Source organism: Parapedobacter sp. SGR-10, assembly GCF_011030405.1.
Classification (GTDB): Bacteria; Bacteroidota; Bacteroidia; order Sphingobacteriales; family Sphingobacteriaceae; genus Sphingobacterium.
Window position 1 is genome coordinate 1 of record NZ_JAAJTJ010000023.1, and the last position, 16799, is coordinate 16799.

Annotated in this window: 13 protein-coding genes; 8 read left to right on the forward strand and 5 right to left on the reverse strand. The window is 43.9% G+C overall.

Features of this window, described 5'->3' with window-relative positions; genetic code table 11:
* Positions 1 to 385: 385 nt before the first annotated feature.
* The 8 genes from hemA to G5B00_RS14115 all read left to right on the forward strand — a co-directional run bounded on the left by hemA (position 386) and on the right by G5B00_RS14115 (position 10503).
* Positions 386 to 1627 carry a glutamyl-tRNA reductase gene (gene hemA / locus G5B00_RS14080; RefSeq protein ID WP_163876672.1) on the forward strand — a complete coding sequence of 414 codons (1242 nt, stop codon included), beginning with the start codon at positions 386 to 388 and terminating at the stop codon, positions 1625 to 1627.
* 144 nt (positions 1628 to 1771) lie between these two features.
* Positions 1772 to 3358 carry a hydroxymethylbilane synthase gene (gene hemC, locus G5B00_RS14085; RefSeq protein WP_163876675.1) on the forward strand — a complete coding sequence of 529 codons (1587 nt, stop codon included), beginning with the start codon at positions 1772 to 1774 and terminating at the stop codon, positions 3356 to 3358.
* 65 nt (positions 3359 to 3423) lie between these two features.
* Entirely contained in the window at positions 3424 to 4395 is a 972-nt protein-coding gene (gene hemB / locus G5B00_RS14090) for a porphobilinogen synthase (RefSeq protein ID WP_163876678.1), read from the forward strand.
* Between the two features lie 12 nt (positions 4396 to 4407).
* On the forward strand, positions 4408 to 5715 hold the full coding sequence (hemL, locus tag G5B00_RS14095; RefSeq protein WP_163876681.1) for a glutamate-1-semialdehyde 2,1-aminomutase: 1308 nt from the start codon (positions 4408 to 4410) through the stop codon (positions 5713 to 5715).
* 64 nt (positions 5716 to 5779) lie between these two features.
* Positions 5780 to 6592 (forward strand): hypothetical protein, encoded by an 813-nt coding sequence (locus tag G5B00_RS14100; protein WP_163876684.1) that lies wholly within the window; start codon positions 5780 to 5782, stop codon positions 6590 to 6592.
* A gap of 292 nt (positions 6593 to 6884) precedes the next feature.
* The gene (locus G5B00_RS14105; RefSeq protein ID WP_163876687.1) at positions 6885 to 7322 is read left to right on the forward strand and encodes a hypothetical protein; all 438 of its coding nucleotides are present in this window, start codon (positions 6885 to 6887) and stop codon (positions 7320 to 7322) included.
* A 79-nt stretch (positions 7323 to 7401) separates the two neighbouring features.
* Positions 7402 to 8022: an L-threonylcarbamoyladenylate synthase gene (locus tag G5B00_RS14110; RefSeq protein WP_163876689.1), complete on the forward strand. Its 621-nt coding sequence runs from the start codon at positions 7402 to 7404 to the stop codon at positions 8020 to 8022.
* A gap of 78 nt (positions 8023 to 8100) precedes the next feature.
* Positions 8101 to 10503 (forward strand): S9 family peptidase, encoded by a 2403-nt coding sequence (locus G5B00_RS14115; RefSeq protein WP_163876692.1) that lies wholly within the window; start codon positions 8101 to 8103, stop codon positions 10501 to 10503.
* A 71-nt stretch (positions 10504 to 10574) separates the two neighbouring features.
* Here the strand turns inward: G5B00_RS14115 and G5B00_RS14120 are convergent, their stop codons facing one another.
* The 5 genes from G5B00_RS14120 to metG form a co-directional block, all read right to left on the reverse strand.
* Positions 10575 to 11441 (reverse strand): hypothetical protein, encoded by an 867-nt coding sequence (locus G5B00_RS14120; protein ID WP_163876696.1) that lies wholly within the window; start codon positions 11439 to 11441, stop codon positions 10575 to 10577.
* A 201-nt stretch (positions 11442 to 11642) separates the two neighbouring features.
* Positions 11643 to 12320, reverse strand: a complete 678-nt coding sequence (trmD, locus tag G5B00_RS14125) for a tRNA (guanosine(37)-N1)-methyltransferase TrmD (protein ID WP_163876698.1) — start codon at positions 12318 to 12320, stop codon at positions 11643 to 11645.
* Positions 12321 to 12402: 82 nt separating this feature from the next.
* On the reverse strand, positions 12403 to 13005 hold the full coding sequence (locus G5B00_RS14130) for a hypothetical protein (RefSeq protein WP_163876701.1): 603 nt from the start codon (positions 13003 to 13005) through the stop codon (positions 12403 to 12405).
* Between the two features lie 150 nt (positions 13006 to 13155).
* Complete coding sequence (locus tag G5B00_RS14135) at positions 13156 to 14625, reverse strand: glycine--tRNA ligase (RefSeq protein ID WP_163876704.1); 1470 nt, start codon at positions 14623 to 14625, stop codon at positions 13156 to 13158.
* 47 nt (positions 14626 to 14672) lie between these two features.
* Positions 14673 to 16742 carry a methionine--tRNA ligase gene (metG, locus tag G5B00_RS14140; RefSeq protein ID WP_163876707.1) on the reverse strand — a complete coding sequence of 690 codons (2070 nt, stop codon included), beginning with the start codon at positions 16740 to 16742 and terminating at the stop codon, positions 14673 to 14675.
* Between the last annotated feature and the right edge of the window lie 57 nt (positions 16743 to 16799).

Genomic DNA, 16799 nt, shown 5'->3' on the forward strand with positions numbered 1-16799 from the left:
ATGCAATATAATTGCGTTGCATATAAAATTAAATCTATCCTATAGAAGGCACAAGCACCGCTATGCTAATGCTTACACCAGGTTTCAATTTTCAGTTGGCGCAAGCGTCCGCTTGTGACCGAGGTTCAAAGACATCAATCCATCCATACTCATCAAAGATAATGCTTGCGCCAGATTTAATATCGCTGTAGACCTCTTGCTCAAAATTCTATAATTAATGATTGTCATCACAATTCTTGGTCAACAAAACACAACTATCTAACAATCAACATATTATTGCTATTTATAAACATTCTAAATTTCCCTGTTTGACAGATTTTTGACAGAAGACCGAAGGTTTTGCTCTACATTTGCATGAATAGATTTGAGCTAGATATAAAAGGCGTTGAAGAATTTAAAAGTAATAGCATTTACACACAAACATGTTGACCTAAAGGATTTGGGCAATCTGGTAATCTGCAATGAAGAGTTGGATACCCGGTTGATTAGTCTGAAAAACAACCTTGATATCCCGGAGATATTCTATATCGGCACATGCAACCGGGTAGAATTTGTTTTCTATGGTGCACATGAATTGACGGATGAGTTTATCGCAAACTTCATGGACAAAATGAATTTCTGCGTGCCATCCGAAAGGCTTCAATGTTATCTAGGACAAGTGACCCGATATTCGGGTATAGAGGCTCTGCGCCATCTTTTCCGCATGTCGTGTTCCTTAGAAAGCCTAGTCGTAGGCGAAAAGGAAATATTGGCCCAAGTGCGGCGAGCTTACGAAAAATGCCGTACGGCAGGTTTTACAGGAGATTTTCTTCGATTGATGATGGATCGCCTCGTCAAAACCGCTAAAGAAGTCTATACTTATACTAATATTTCGCGCAACCCTATTTCTGTTGTATCACTGGCCTACCGCAAACTGAAGGAAGTCAAACTTCCCGAGAATCCTCGGATATTGGTCATTGGTTCCGGTGAAACTAATCAAAATCTGGCCAAATATCTCAAAAAGCATAAGCTGTCCAACTTCGTAGTCTTCAACCGTACCTTGGAAAATGCAAAAGCACTGGCATCAGAGCTAAACGCTGAAGCCTACCCGCTATCCGAGCTAAAAAACTATAAAAAAGGATTTGACGTGATGATCACCTGTACCGGAGCTCCACATGCTATCATCGACCAATCGATGTACGAAAGCCTGTTGAACCACGAAACAGACAAAAAAGTCATCATCGATCTGGCCGTGCCCAACGACGTCGCTCCTGAGATCATTGCACAAAATCCCGTACACTATATCGAAGTATCCAGTCTTCAAGCCATTGCTGCAAAAAATATACAAGAGCGCTACAATGAACTGGAAAACGCCGAAAGAATCATTGACGCCAATATCCAAGAGTTTCTCCCTATCGTCAAACAAAGACGTGTGGAAGTTGCTATGAGCCAGGTACCCAGCACTATCAAACAGATCCGTGACACGGCTGTCAACGAAGTCTTTGCCCACGACCTCAGCAACCTTGCCCCTCAAGCGCGCGAGGTATTGGAAAAAGTCATCAACTATATGGAAAAAAAATACATTAAAGTTCCAATGGTCATGGCAAAAGAAATCCTCGTCAAGAGCGCGGAGCACGAGAATAACTAATCTGCATTGCCTTGGGCTTTAGTCCAAGGCAATGCAGATTGTCCCTTCCCCCACTAAATATACTTTATTCTGACATTTCACTCCCGAATTGTGGGGGTATTTGGCTAACTTTGCATGCGTATTTCTAAACGTAAACAACTAACAGTGAACAGGAAATTAACCATAGGTACACGTGGTAGTGAACTTGCACTTTGGCAAGCCAATTTTGTAAAAGGCAAATTGGCCGAAATCGGTATAGAGGCAGAGCTCAAAATCATCAAAACACAGGGCGACATTATCCAACACCTTCGTTTGGACAAATTGGAAGGTAAAGGTTTCTTTACCAAAGAACTTGAAGAAGAATTGCTGAATGGGCACATCGATTTGGCCGTACACTCTCACAAAGACCTACCTACAGTCAATCCTCCTGGCCTCATCATCGCAGCTGTATCCGAACGCGAAGATCCCTCAGAAGTCATCATCATCCATAAGGATTGCGTAGACATCAAAAAACGTCTTTCGCTCAAGCACAATGCTACGGTAGGCACGTCCTCCAACAGAAGAAAAGCACAACTTCTTTCCCTTCGTCCCGATCTGGAATTTGATGACCTACGTGGAAATCTACAGACACGTATCCAAAAGCTGCGTGACGAGAAATACGACGCCATCGTACTGGCCAAAGCCGGTATCAGCCGTATCAACATGGATCTCTCCGACTTCCATCTCGAAGAGATCGCTCCGGTAGAAATCATCCCTGCACCCGCACAAGGTGTATTGGCCATACAAATCCGGGAAGCCGACCATGAATTGTTTACTATATTACAGCAGATCAATGACAAGGAAGTCGTGGCTGCGATCACTGTAGAACGCAAGGTTCTTAATCTATTTGATGCCGGTTGCCATGCGCCACTAGGTTGCTACTGTCGCAAGCGAGACGGCAAATACGAAACCTGGACTTCCATTGCCAAAGACAACGAAGACTTTCCTGACCGGGTCTACCTACAATCGGACAGTACCGATGGTATGGCCGAAATGATTTTTGCGAAATATCGACCACAACGAAAACTGCCTTCTTCTGTCTTCATCACCAGAGACCTGGATGACAACTCATATTTGTCTAAGGCACTCAGAAAGCACAATATACAGATCGAAGACCGTTCGCTGATCAAGATATATCCCACCATCAATGTGTTGGATTCCTTTATCTTGAAAAGAGCAGATTGGATCTTTTTCAATAGTAAAAATGCCATTGAACACTTTTTCAACCTCAACCCTCTCCTTCTGAAAAAAACTAAAATTGCCGTGTTAGGTAGAGGCTCGGAGTCTACCCTACGGAGATATGGCCGAGTGGCTGACTTTTCGGGTGACGACCTCGGTATCAGTACAGAAGGTATAGCCCAGGAATTTGCCAAATTGGTCGACGGTCAAACGGTACTGATACCACGCGCCAAGGATTCATTGCAAAGCATTCAAAAAGCATTGACCCCATCCACTAAGATCATCGATATGCCGATCTACGAAACCGTACTGGATGAAAACGTGGACAAGTCCAATGCAGATGTTCTGATCTTTACTAGTCCGAGCAATGTACAAGCCTATTTCAAGGAAAATCTGGCCGAACCAGACCAAAAAATCATCTGCATAGGCTACTCGACAGCAAAGCAAATTGAAGAAATGGGGCTAAAATACACCTTACCTTTTTCACCTGATGAGATTGGGCTCGCCGAAGCCGTATTTGGATTGGAATATTAGGAACAAGACAAACATATGTAAGGGCAAAAGATTTTTTGCCCCTACATTATTCAATACTAAAAAAAATGCTACACCGACCAAGAAGAAATAGAAAATCAGCAGTCATACGCGATATGGTACAGGAAACGCACCTGTCACCTTCCAACCTTATCTTTCCTTTGTTCATTATTGAAGGGCAAAACCAAAAAACAGAAATAAGCTCGATGCCGGGTATATACCGGTATTCGATCGACAACCTCCTGCGTGAAGTCGAAAGCTGTTTGAAATTAGGGTTGAAATCCTTTGACCTCTTTCCTGCCGTAGAGGAATCCTTGAAAGACAAATATGCAACAGAAAGCTATCGGGAGGGTACATTATATTTGCGGGCTATCGAAGCCGTAAAGAAAAACTTTCCCGAAGCCTGTGTGGTGACCGATGTAGCGATGGATCCCTACAGTTCGGATGGCCACGATGGCATTGTCGAGAATGGTGAGATCCTGAACGATGAAACATTGGAAATTTTGGGCAAAATGGCATTGGCCCATGCACAGTCCGGAGCTGACATCATCGCCCCTTCGGACATGATGGATGGTCGTATCGGTTATATACGTCGTCTATTGGACGACAACGGATTTACCAATGTATCCCTAATGTCGTATACGGCCAAATACGCCTCAGCCTTCTATGGACCTTTCCGTGACGCACTAGGTTCTGCTCCTAAGAAAGGTGATAAAAAGACCTATCAAATGAATCCTGCCAACATACGGGAAGCTTTGATTGAAGCACAGCTGGATGCCGAAGAAGGAGCGGATTTTCTGATGGTCAAACCGGGATTGCCTTATTTGGATGTAGTCAAGCTCCTGCACGACAATTTTGACCTACCGATAGCAGTATACAATGTTTCGGGAGAGTATGCCATGCTCAAAGCCGCTATAGCCAACGGATGGCTGGGCGAGCAGACGATCATGGAAACATTGATGGGCTTTCGCAGGGCAGGTGCAACAGCTATACTCACCTATCATGCCAAGGAAGTTCTGGAAAAAGGTTGGTTGAAGTAAATAATACAACAAATGCAGGTACAAGATATTTCAAGAGAGCAATCGGCTCAACTATTTGACAAAGCCAAAAACTATTTTCCGGGAGGAGTCAATTCTCCTGTCAGAGCTTTCAAATCCGTATATGGCACACCCCTATTCATTGAGCGAGGTGACAAGGCTCACCTATGGGATGCCGACGGCAACGAATTCATCGACTATTGCTGCTCGTGGGGTCCCTTGATCCTTGGACACAATAATCCTCATATCCGTGAAGCCGTAGAAAGCCAGTTAGGTAAAGGACTGAGCTTTGGCGCACCTACCCGATTGGAAAACGAGCTAGCCGAGCTTATCTTATCAAACAATAGATACATAGACAAAATCCGTTTCGTCAGTTCGGGTACCGAAGCCGTCATGTCGGCGATCCGCTTGGCAAGAGGCTACACGCAACGGGACAAAATCGTCAAATTCGAGGGCTGTTACCACGGACACTCCGACTCCCTTTTGGTCAAAGCCGGATCCGGTCTGGTCACATTTGGCGAAACTTCCTCCGCAGGTGTTCCAAAAACCTTTGCAGACGAAACCATCGTCATCGCACTGCATGATAGGGAAGCACTACAACAGGTTTTCAAGGACTTCAAAGATCAGATCGCCGCCGTCATCATCGAAGGTGTACCGGCCAACAACGGCCTCTTGATACAGGACAGGGAGTATATCCATTTCCTTCGGGACATCACCAAGACCAACGGTAGCCTGTTGATCTTTGACGAAGTGATCACCGGTTTTCGATTGGGTTTTGAAGGTGCAGCACATCATTACGGCATACAGCCAGACATCCTAACCTACGGCAAGATCATCGGCGGAGGTATGCCTGTAGGGGCTTACGGTGCATCCCAAGAAATCATGGGCCATATTTCTCCCGATGGAGTGGTATATCAAGCCGGCACACTATCCGGCAATCCGGTAGCTATGGCAGCGGGTATAGCGGCACTAAGCATCCTGGCACAACCCGGATTTTATGAAAAACTTGAACAAACAACCCTCGCTTTCGTCGAAAATCTACGGGCATTCATTGACAAAAATCAATTGGAGGTCCAGATATTCACAATCGGTTCTATATTCTGGTTTGCATTTACAGCACAACAAAAAATACAACGTGCCGACCAGATCGACCCCGCATCCATGGAACGATACAAGATCATGCACCGGGAATTGCTCAATAGGGGTATTTATTTTGGCCCGTCCGGCTATGAAGTCGGCTTTATCTCGGCTGCCCATACCGCAGAAGACCTTGAGACAACATTAATAGCCATCAAAGAATCACTATTAATTGCTTGTTCGTAAAACAAAAAAGCATTTTAAACGTTTATACTTGGTGAAGTCAAAAATTTAACAAACTCAATAAAAAATGAAAAACTGGAAATCTAAATTATTCATTGTTGCTTTATCCGTATCGATCGTAGCATGCAACAACCCTACAAAAAACAAAGAAGGAGAAGTCCAAGATTCTACCGCTCTGGATGACACCGTAGGCGCAATCGCAGTCAATCCTTTGGCCCATGCCAAGGAGTTTCCGGGAGCGACCTTAAATATTGCCTCGATCACTGCCGAAAAGGTCGGTACAGACTCGGCTAAAATCACCGTGAAATACGATGTACAAAACTTTAACCTCACGGAACAAACCGAGCATGAGCACCACATGGCCAATTCGCATGACGGACAGCACATCCACTTTATTTTGGACAATACCCCTTATGCAGCGCTATACAAACCCGAACATTCTGTGACAGTTCCTGTCAATTCGGAACATTACCTGTTGTCGTTCCTTTCACGCTCTTTTCATGAATCGATCAAGACAGCCGAGGCTTCCAAGTTGATCAGATTCAAGGTCAATGCAGATGGCAAGGTAGAGGAACTACCTGCACCGACAGAGCCTTCATTGTTCTACAGCAGACCAAAAGGAGACTACAAGGGCGAAGAGACAAAAACGCTTTTGCTTGACTTCTTCCTGGCCAATACGACTTTGGCTGCCGATGGCAACAAGGTCAAAGCAGATATCAACGGACAGGAGTTTGTATTGGATCAATGGGTTCCTTACGAAATCTTAAACCTTCCTTTGGGTGAGAATACTGTCAAATTGACCCTTGTAGACAAAGATGGCAATGCACTTACAGGTGACAATGTCTCGATCGAGAGGAAGATCAACCTTTTGGTGGAGTAATAAGACATCGCTTAAAAGTAAAGCGTTCATCTAGACAGCAAACTATACCGTCATTTCGACGAGGAACGAGGAGAAATCTAGGATCATACAGGATTAATTTGCCTCCTTATCCATAGATTTTACTTCGTAGAGCTCACTTCGTTCGGTTCTCTTCGTCGTATCTCCTCATCGAAATGACGTTTTTCTTTAACAATAATTATGGCAATATTTTTGCTGCCATTAAACCAAATACAGGACTCAGCTGTCATACAGAACAAAGAATAATTATTTAACTCCACAAAAACTGTATATTATGAAAAGACTATTACTCGCCCTGGCCATAGCTACCGCATCATTCGTTGCTTTCACTTCTTGCACAAAAGAGTATATTACCCAAGAGCATTATGATATGGTGCCTGCACAAACCATGATCTATTCCAAAACCGCAACGGACTATCCCTGGAATTGGGGGGGAACCGACAACCGAGCTTACTTCACTTTACCTATACCCGAACTCACGGCATATTACATGGATCAAGGAATAGTGTCTGTCGCAATCAGTGAGGATAATGAGTCAACCTATCGAACCATTCCTGCGACTGTAAATGGGATCTCCTACAGCTACGATTACAAAGTAGGTTCAGTAATTATTTATGCCGAAGATCCGATCATGGAGCCAGGCTCTGAAATCTCTGTACCGAATGATTTAGTTGTTAAAGTATCGCTGATCGATGCCGATTATGTGGAGTAGATTTTAAGGGCCATCAAGCTTTTCCAAAGTTCTAAACTTTGGAAAAGCACTTAAAAACGTATCTTTATAAAAAATAGCTATGCTGATAAAGATATACAACGACAATCCAAATCCCAAAGTCATCGAACTGGCTGTGGAAGTGCTCCGCAAAGGAGGGGTCATCATCTATCCAACGGATACAGTGTACGGTATTGGTTGTGATATCACCAATCAAAAAGCTATAGAACGTGTCTGTCAGATCCGAGGCCTCAAACCCGACAAGGCCAACCTATCGTTTATCTGCTACGACCTGACGGATATCTCCCAATACACCAAGCCCTTTGATACCACGGTATTCCGTGTTTTGAAGAAAGCCCTTCCCGGGCCTTTTACATTTATCTTCAATGCCAGCGGACACGTACCTAAATTATTGAGTTCCAAAAAGAAGACTGTCGGTATACGTGTACCCGACAACAACATCATACGCGAGCTTGTCAAACAGTTGGGTCACCCTATTGTGACCACCTCTATCCACGACGACGATGAGATCATAGAGTATTCAACCGATCCCGAACTGATCTACGAAAAATACCAAGACAAGGTCGATCTGGTTATCGATGGTGGTTATGGGGACAACGTCGCATCCACTGTCGTAGACTTGACCAACGGTGACTTTGAAGTGATCCGTGAAGGCAAGGGCGACCTGGACCTGTATTTGTAAAAGGTACATCCCTCTTTATCTGCGATAATATTGTATATTTATACCTCGTGTTATTACCTTTGGTATAAATCTGATATTATGCAAAAAACAATCCTTTTTCTCTTTTTATTGCTCTCCTCATGGGTATATGGGCAAGAAAACCTAACATTCCAAAAACCTTCTGCCGAGATTTTGGCATTGGCAGATTACCAACGTCCTCCGACGATCAGGGTCAGTCCCGACAAGGCATGGATACTGTTTATGTATAGGCCTACCTACAAGTCTCTGGAAGAATTGGGACAGGAGGAAATGCGGCTGGCAGGATTACGTATCAATGCCAAAACTAAAGCCAGCAGTACAGAAAGCTATGTGGGCAACCTACGGTTAAAACAATTTGCCAGTGATCGGGAATTTGATATAAAAGGCCTGCCCGAAAATGCACGGATCGCCAACATCAGTTTTTCACCCGATGCCAAGAAAATCGCATTCACCCACACCAATACACATGGGCTTGCGCTGTGGATCATAGATGTAGCCACACAACAAGCCAAGCAATTGACAGATTACGATCTCAATGCCGTATTGGATGGCCCCTACAGATGGTTTAGGGACAGTGAGCGATTGCTGATCAATAAACTATCTTCGGACATGCCTCCTCTTGTCGATCGCAGCAATGAACTGCCTACAGGACCGGTCGTCTCGAGCAGTGCTGGACAGGTTTCCCAATTGCGCACTTATCAAGATCTGTTGAAAGATCCACGCGACGAACAAGATTTTGAAACGTTGGCTACCTCTATGCTTTATTGGGTAGACCTATCCGGCAACCAAACGAAGTATCTGGATAAAGCCATGTACGCACAGGCCTCCTTTTCACCGGATGGACGATATGTATTGGTTTCTTCGCTCAAACGACCTTTTTCCTATATCGTCCGTTACTCTTCATTCCCACAGGAAACCACCGTATATGATATGCAAGGCAATCTAGTGAAAAAAGTAAACGAACTGCCCTTAGTAGAAGCTATGCCCAAAGGTTTTTCATCTGTTCGTACCGGCAAAAGAGCTATGGGCTGGCGGCAGGACAAACCCGCCACGCTATTTTTTGTAGAGGCCCTGGATGAAGGAGATGCCAATAAAGCGGCAGACTATCGGGATGAACTGTTTGAATGGGAGACTCCTTTTACAACAGCACCCCGATCTCTCGCCAAGGTTGCCGACCGTTTTTCGGGTGTGGTATGGGGAGATGATGAACATGCTCTGGTATCTTCACAATGGTATGATACACGCAATGTCAAGACGTTTTTGCTCAATCCAAAAACGGGTAGTATGCAAGTCATCAGTGACCGCAACAGACAGGATATCTATTCTGATCCGGGATCCGTTTTCCGGGATAAAAACCAATTCGGAACCTATACCATGTATATACACAAGGGCAAAACCTTTTGGATAGGCGATGGTTTTACCAAAGAAGGAGAATTCCCTTTTATCGATGAGCTGGATTTAAAAACCTTGAAGAAAAAAAGGCTATACACGGCTCCGAATTCTGATTTGCAAGAACGCATCTCCCAAATCGTAGACATCCATAAAGGTGACATCCTCGTTTCGTTGCAATCGGCCAGCCAATACCCAAATATCTACACCAAAAACATCAATACAGGTAAACAGCAGGCGATCACACATATCGAAAGCCCATTCAAACCACTCGAAAATGTACACAAACAGGTATTGAATTACAAACGCAAAGACGGTGTCGACCTCTCGGGTGTATTGTATCTGCCTGCCGGATATGATTTCACGAAAAAAGAAAAGCTGCCTTTGCTCGTTTGGGCCTATCCCCGCGAATATAAGAACAAAAGCACCGCAGGCCAAGTCCGGGTAAATCCCAAAGAGTTTACCTTTCCAAGTTATGGATCCTTTGTGTACTGGGTATCCAAAGGGTATGCAGTACTTGACAATGCCGCATTTCCGATTGTTGGTGAAGGCACACAGGAACCCAATGACACTTTTATCCCTCAATTGGTAGCGAATGCTGAGGCAGCCATCGACGCGGTAGACAAACTAGGTTATATAGACCGTGCAAAGGTTGCAGTAGGTGGGCATTCGTACGGAGCCTTTATGACGGCTCATCTATTGTCCAATTCCAACTTATTTGCGGCTGGAATTGCCCGTTCGGGAGCTTACAACCGTACCTTGACCCCTTTTGGATTTCAAAGCGAACAACGCAATTTTTGGGATGATCCACAACTATATATAACTATGTCCCCATTCATGAGTGCCAGTCGTATGAAAACACCAATGCTGCTTGTACACGGTGCGGCAGACAACAACCCGGGAACATTCACCTTACAGACCGAACGTTATTTTCAGGCCTTGAAAAACCTTGGAGCTCCGGTCAGAATGGTCATTCTCCCCAGAGAATCGCATGGCTATGTCGCCAAAGAGAATATCTTCCATCTATTGTGGGAACAGGATCAGTTTCTGGAAAAATATTTGAAAAGTAAATAGGGACAAAAAGCAAAAAGGGCGATCGTTGATCGCCCTTTTCTTGTATTATCCCGTTAATCTTTTAGGAAAGATTAAAAGTGGAAAGTCAACATGATACGGCCATTTGCTCTAGTACCAAAGTCAAATCCACCTGTTTTTTCTTTAGAATTATCGTCTGTTTCAGTTTTTACAACAGAATTAGCAGCATCCCACTCTTCGGTAGTTTCTTTTTGGCCTTTTTGACGACCTGTTATGATACTAGCACCAACTTCTCCACCCAGAGAAATCTTAGGAGCGATGAAGTATTCTACACCTGCAAATCCACCTACACCAACTAAAAACAAATTACCATCTTTCACAGAAGTAGGGCGCTGAGGACCAAAACCAAATGCATTTGAAGGATTTGTATTGGTGGAGGTGATGGCATTACCATAGCTATACTTTTCAGAAGAGCTACCAAAACCTACGAAAGCCTCAGCACCGTAGAAGCCTTGAAGACGACCGTATCCACGACGCAATTCATAACCTGCACCAATTTCGACATAGTTGTTTTTTTCGGTGTATTTATCCGTAACCTCTGCATCTGACGTAGGATCAGCTGCTAGCGCCACATCGTCTTGGACAAGTCTTGTTTCGCTTTGGCTTCGGAAATCAAAAGACAACCTAGCACGCACGGCCGACTTGTCTGTCAAAAAGTACTTACCGTACAACGTGTTGTTGCCTCCCAAAAAGCTGTTTGGTCCTTGGAAATCAGGAGCATTGTTGTAGCTGTCTGTAAATATATTACCCGCATACTCTAAAAAGGGAACCGCATCTATACCAATAGCGATATCTCCTGCTGCAGGAAGAATATTTGCTCCTTTATTAGTTGTAGTACCGATCACTCTGCTGTCTTCTTGAGCAGATACTGTTCCGATGATAGCCAATCCGGCCAAAACTGAAAGTAAAGTTTTTTTCATAGAAAATGAAGTTTAGTATGTTTAATGTTTAGGCTCACAACCGCTGTGGGCCTCTTCGGGGGACGAAATTAGGAAAAAAAACACGTGTTCCAAACAAAAACAGCCTTTTATTGAACTATAATATATCGACAGGCTATAGTTTTTAACATAAAATTCTGAAAATCAGATTTTTGAATAAAAATTGTATAAGGAAATTTACAGTCATTCATCCAATAGATCCGGACGCCGCTCTCGGGTACGCAACAATTGCTGCTCATCACGCCAAGCCGCTATTTTTGCTTCATGTCCACTCAACAGTACTTCCGGGACTTTATGTCCACGCCATTCGGCAGGTCGTGTATAAATAGGAGCATCCAGGAGACCATCTTGAAACGAATCGGAAAGAGCAGATGTTTCATCCGAAAGTACTCCCGGTATCAATCTGATCACCGCATCCACAACAATGGCTGCAGGCAATTCTCCACCCGATAGTACATAGTCGCCAATGGAAATTTCCTTGGTGACGAAAACATCCCGGATCCTTTGATCGATCCCCTTATAATGACCGCAAAGGATGATTATATTTTGTTTTGTCGACAGATCGTTTGCGATACTCTGGTTGAGTGTGACACCATCCGGTGTCATATAGATGATATCATCGTATATCCGTTCAGAAGTCAGTTTTTCAATACACTCCGCAAAGGGTTCTATCTGCATGACCATACCGGAACCCCCGCCATAAGGGTAATCATCCACAGACTTATGCTTGTTGTTGGCATAGTCACGCAGGTTGTGCACGTATATCTCAGCCAATCCTTTTTTCTGTGCACGTTGCAGAATGGAATGTGCAAAGGGGCTTTCCAACAAAGAGGGCAAGACGGTAATGATATCAAATCGCATGGGGCAAAGATAAGAAGATTTTACCCTAAAGATAAAAAACCGCCAAATAGCGGTTTTTTATCTTTAGGGTCACTACAGGATTTTATCGTAGCTTATCGACTTCCTTCTCTACTTTTTCCAGGTCACGTTGAAGTTCTTTCAACTTAATCTCTTCTCTGCTAATTTTAATCTTGGCTTTTTCTTCTTCGATACCGCTTAGCTTACCCTTTCCAACTTTTTTGTTAAAGTCCTTTTGTACTTTCTCTATCCTTTTTTCTTGCTTAACGATTTTCTTTTGAAGGCTTGTAGATTTCTTGACCGCTTTATCGTATTTTTTTTGTGCTTTTTCACGGGCTTTCTGTGCCTTTATCAGCTCTTTTTCACGCTTAGCTATTTCTTTTTCACGCTTCTTTGCAGCTTTCTCAGCTTTAGCTCTTTCTTTAGCTGCCTTTTGTTCAGCCTTTTTGGCTTCTTGCTCCGCTTTTTCTATACGCTTTTGTTCGGCTGCTGCTTCCCGGCGCGCCTGATCCGTGGCTAATTGCTTTTCAGTAGCTAGCCTATTTTGTTCTGCACCGATCTGAGAAACGGGAATGGTATCTAGAATAGTGTTTCTTACAGAAGTTCCAGATGATTGGCCATTGGAAATCTGAAGCCCAAGAAGAGTAACGAATGCAACAATTCCAAATAGTCTAATAGTCTTTATCATAAGTACATTTTTTATTACTTAGAACATAATCGTTCTAAATAGTTTAATTTAGGGCAAAAATACGGAAAAGCAAAAGGCAACACCATAAGATATTGCCTTTTTACAAAATTTTGTAGTATTTATACTATAAGACTTGCGAAGTTTTTTCTTTTATACCAACTCTTTCAGCAGATTGGTCAAGCTGACACGGTTTCCGATAATAGTGCCCAATTGATCCACGGCTACACGTTCTTGTTCCATGCTGTCACGGTGACGGATGGTCACGGTATTGTCCTCCAAAGATTGATGGTCTACCGTAATACAGAACGGTGTACCGATAGCATCCTGACGACGGTAGCGTTTACCGATCGAGTCCTTTTCGTCGTACTGTATGTTGTAATCCAGCTTAAGACTGTTCATGATCTCACGTGCCTTTTCGGGCAAGCCGTCTTTCTTGGTCAATGGCAGGACAGCCGCTTTGACGGGCGCGATGGCTGGATGAAATTTCAATACTACGCGTGAATCCTGCTTGTCTTCTGTCGAAAGGTCTTCCTGTACTAAGGAATTGGCTAATACAGTCAAGAACAAACGATCCAAACCAATGGATGTCTCGACCACATACGGAATGTAGTTTTGATTGATTTCCGTATCAAAGTATTGTATTTTTTTCTTCGAATATTCTTGGTGCTGCTTCAAATCAAAGTCCGTACGAGAGTGTATACCCTCCACTTCCTTAAAACCAAATGGGAACTCGTACTCGATATCCACGGCAGCATTGGCATAGTGGGCAAGCTTAACATGATCGTGGAAACGATACTTGGCCGGGTCGGCTCCCAAGGCTAAGTGCCATTTCAGACGAGTCTCCTTCCACCTGTTGTACCATTCCAATTCAGACCCAGGACGTACAAAGAATTGCAATTCCATCTGCTCAAACTCCCGCATACGCATGATAAACTGCCGGGCAATGACTTCATTTCGGAAGGCTTTACCGATCTGGGCAATACCAAAAGGCACTTTCATCCGTCCGGTCTTTTGTACATTCAGAAAGTTGACAAAGATACCCTGTGCCGTCTCCGGGCGTAGATATACCTGTTCCGCTCCATCGGCCATTGCCCCCATTTGGGTAGCAAACATCAGATTGAACTGACGTACCTCTGTCCAGTTCTTGGTTCCGGAAACAGGACATACAATATTGTGTTCTTCGATGATGGTTTTCAGACGAGCTAAATCATCTGCATTTAAGGCATCATCCAGATCTTTCTGCAACTGGGCGGCTTTATCTGTCTTGCCGTCTTTTTCATAACGATCGATTTTTTCTTCGATCAATTGGTCGGCACGATAGCGTTTTTTGGAATCCTTGTTGTCGATCATCGGATCGTTGAACCCATCTACATGCCCGGAGGCTTTCCATGTCGTGGGATGCATGAAAATCGCGGCGTCGATGCCGACAATATTTTCGTTCAACTGCACCATGGCTTTCCACCAATAGGCCTTGAGATTGTTCTTGAGTTCAGAACCCAACTGACCATAATCGTACACGGCACTTAGACCGTCATAGATCTCACTGGAAGGAAATACGAAACCATATTCCTTGGCATGAGATATGATATTTTTGAAAAAATCGTCTGTTTGCTTGCTCATATTGGCAAAAGTAAAAATTAAAACGTCAAAAAGTAAAAAAAGACTAACTATCTCACCGTACTGCCCGGTCTGATGGCTGAAGTCGGATTGACAAAATCCAATCTTCCATCGGCATCTTCCGCCATCAATATCATCCCTTGGGATTGAATACCTTTGATCTCACGAGGCTCCAGATTGACGAGAATCGACACCTGCTTACCTACGATATCCTCCGGTGAGAAAAACTCAGCAATCCCGGATACCACTGTACGTTGATCTATACCCGTATCTATCGTCAATTTCAACAGTTTTTTGGTTTTGGCTACTTTCTCCGCTTCCAGTATTGTACCTACACGGATATCCAGTTTCATAAAATCATCAAACGTAATATTGCCTTTTGCCGGAGTAGCCTCCACAGTTTCCAAGGCATTCTTCGCTTTGGCATCGGCCAGTTTTTGCAATTGAAAATCCACCTGTTCATCCGTGATCTTTTCAAACAGCAGTTGTACATCGCCCAGACGGTGACCTTCTTTCACCAGATCCTTAGCTCCGGCTTTGTCCCATCCTTGCTGTGACAGATCCAGCATATCGAATAGCCTGGCAGATGTTTTGGGCAGAAATGGCTGAGCCAATACAGCTAGATTGGCAACAATCTGTGTGGCCACATACAGCACCGTCTTGACACGTTCTTCGTCTGTCTTAATGACCTTCCAAGGCTCCTCGTCAGCCAGATATTTATTTCCCAAACGCGCTGCATTCATAAAATGACCCAATGCTTCGCGGAAACGATAATTGGAAATAGACTGTTCGATCAGTTCGGGATATTTGGCCAACTCATCAAAAACATGATTATCCACGGCATTCAACGCCGAGCCTCCCCACACATTACCGGCAAAGTATTTATGTGAAAGCACCATCACCCGGTTGACAAAATTACCCAGGATAGCCACGAGCTCATTGTTGACTCGTGCCTGAAAATCCTTCCACGTAAACTCACTGTCTGATGTTTCGGGCAAGATGGAGGTCAGCACATACCGAAGTTCATCTTCCTTGCCCGGAAATTCTTCCAGATATTCATGTAGCCAGACCGCATGGTTACGTGAGGTGGATAGCTTATCCCCTTCTAAGTTCAAAAATTCATTTGCAGGTACATTATCCGGCAGGATATACTCCCCATGTGCATGCAATATGGCCGGGAAAGTAATGCAGTGGAACACGATATTGTCCTTACCGATAAAATGGATCAATGTCGAGTCGTCTTCGGGATTGGGTTGCTTCTTCCAATAGTCCTCCCAATTCTTACCATGATCCAAGGCCCATTGCTTGGTGGCAGAAATATAACCTATGGGTGCATCTAGCCATACATACAATTTCTTTCCGACAGCTTCTTCCAACGGCACATCTACTCCCCAATCCAGATCCCGGGTCATCGAGCGTGGTTGTAACCCTTGCTTGAGCCAAGATTGGCATTGGCCATATACATTGGGCTTCAGTACGTCTTTTTTACCTTCGATCAACCATTTTTCCAACCAAGGCTGATACTTGTCCAATGGCAGGTACCAATGCTTGGTTTCCTTCAAAATGGGTGTCTTTCCGCTCAATGTCGACTTGGGGTTGATCAGATCTGTGGGGCTCAGCGAAGTGCCGCATTTTTCGCATTGATCACCATACGCTCCTTCATTTTGGCAATGGGGACATGTACCTGTAATATACCGATCCGCCAAAAACTGGTGGAACTCCTCATCATAATATTGTTCTGAAAATTTCTCTATAAATTCACCCTTCTCGTAGAGATTCAAAAAGAACTCCTGCGATAGCTGATGGTGGATCTGCTCTGAAGTACGGTGATAGATATCAAACGAGATACCAAACTCGGCAAAAGACTCCTTGATCTGCTTATTGTATTTGTCTATGATTTCTCTCGGCGTCCCCCCCTCCTTCTTCGCTTTGATCGTAATAGCGGCACCATGCTCATCCGAACCGCACACATATACCACATCCTTGCCTTTTAGTCGCAGAAAACGCACGAAAATATCTCCGGGAATATATGCACCTGCCAAGTGACCGATATGCAAGGGGCCATTGGCATAAGGTAAAGCAGAAGTAATGGTATAGCGTTTTTTAGACAAATTGCTCAAAATATTCTATTTTTTAAGGTGTATACAAAAAATAAATTGTAAAATTGTTTGCAAAGA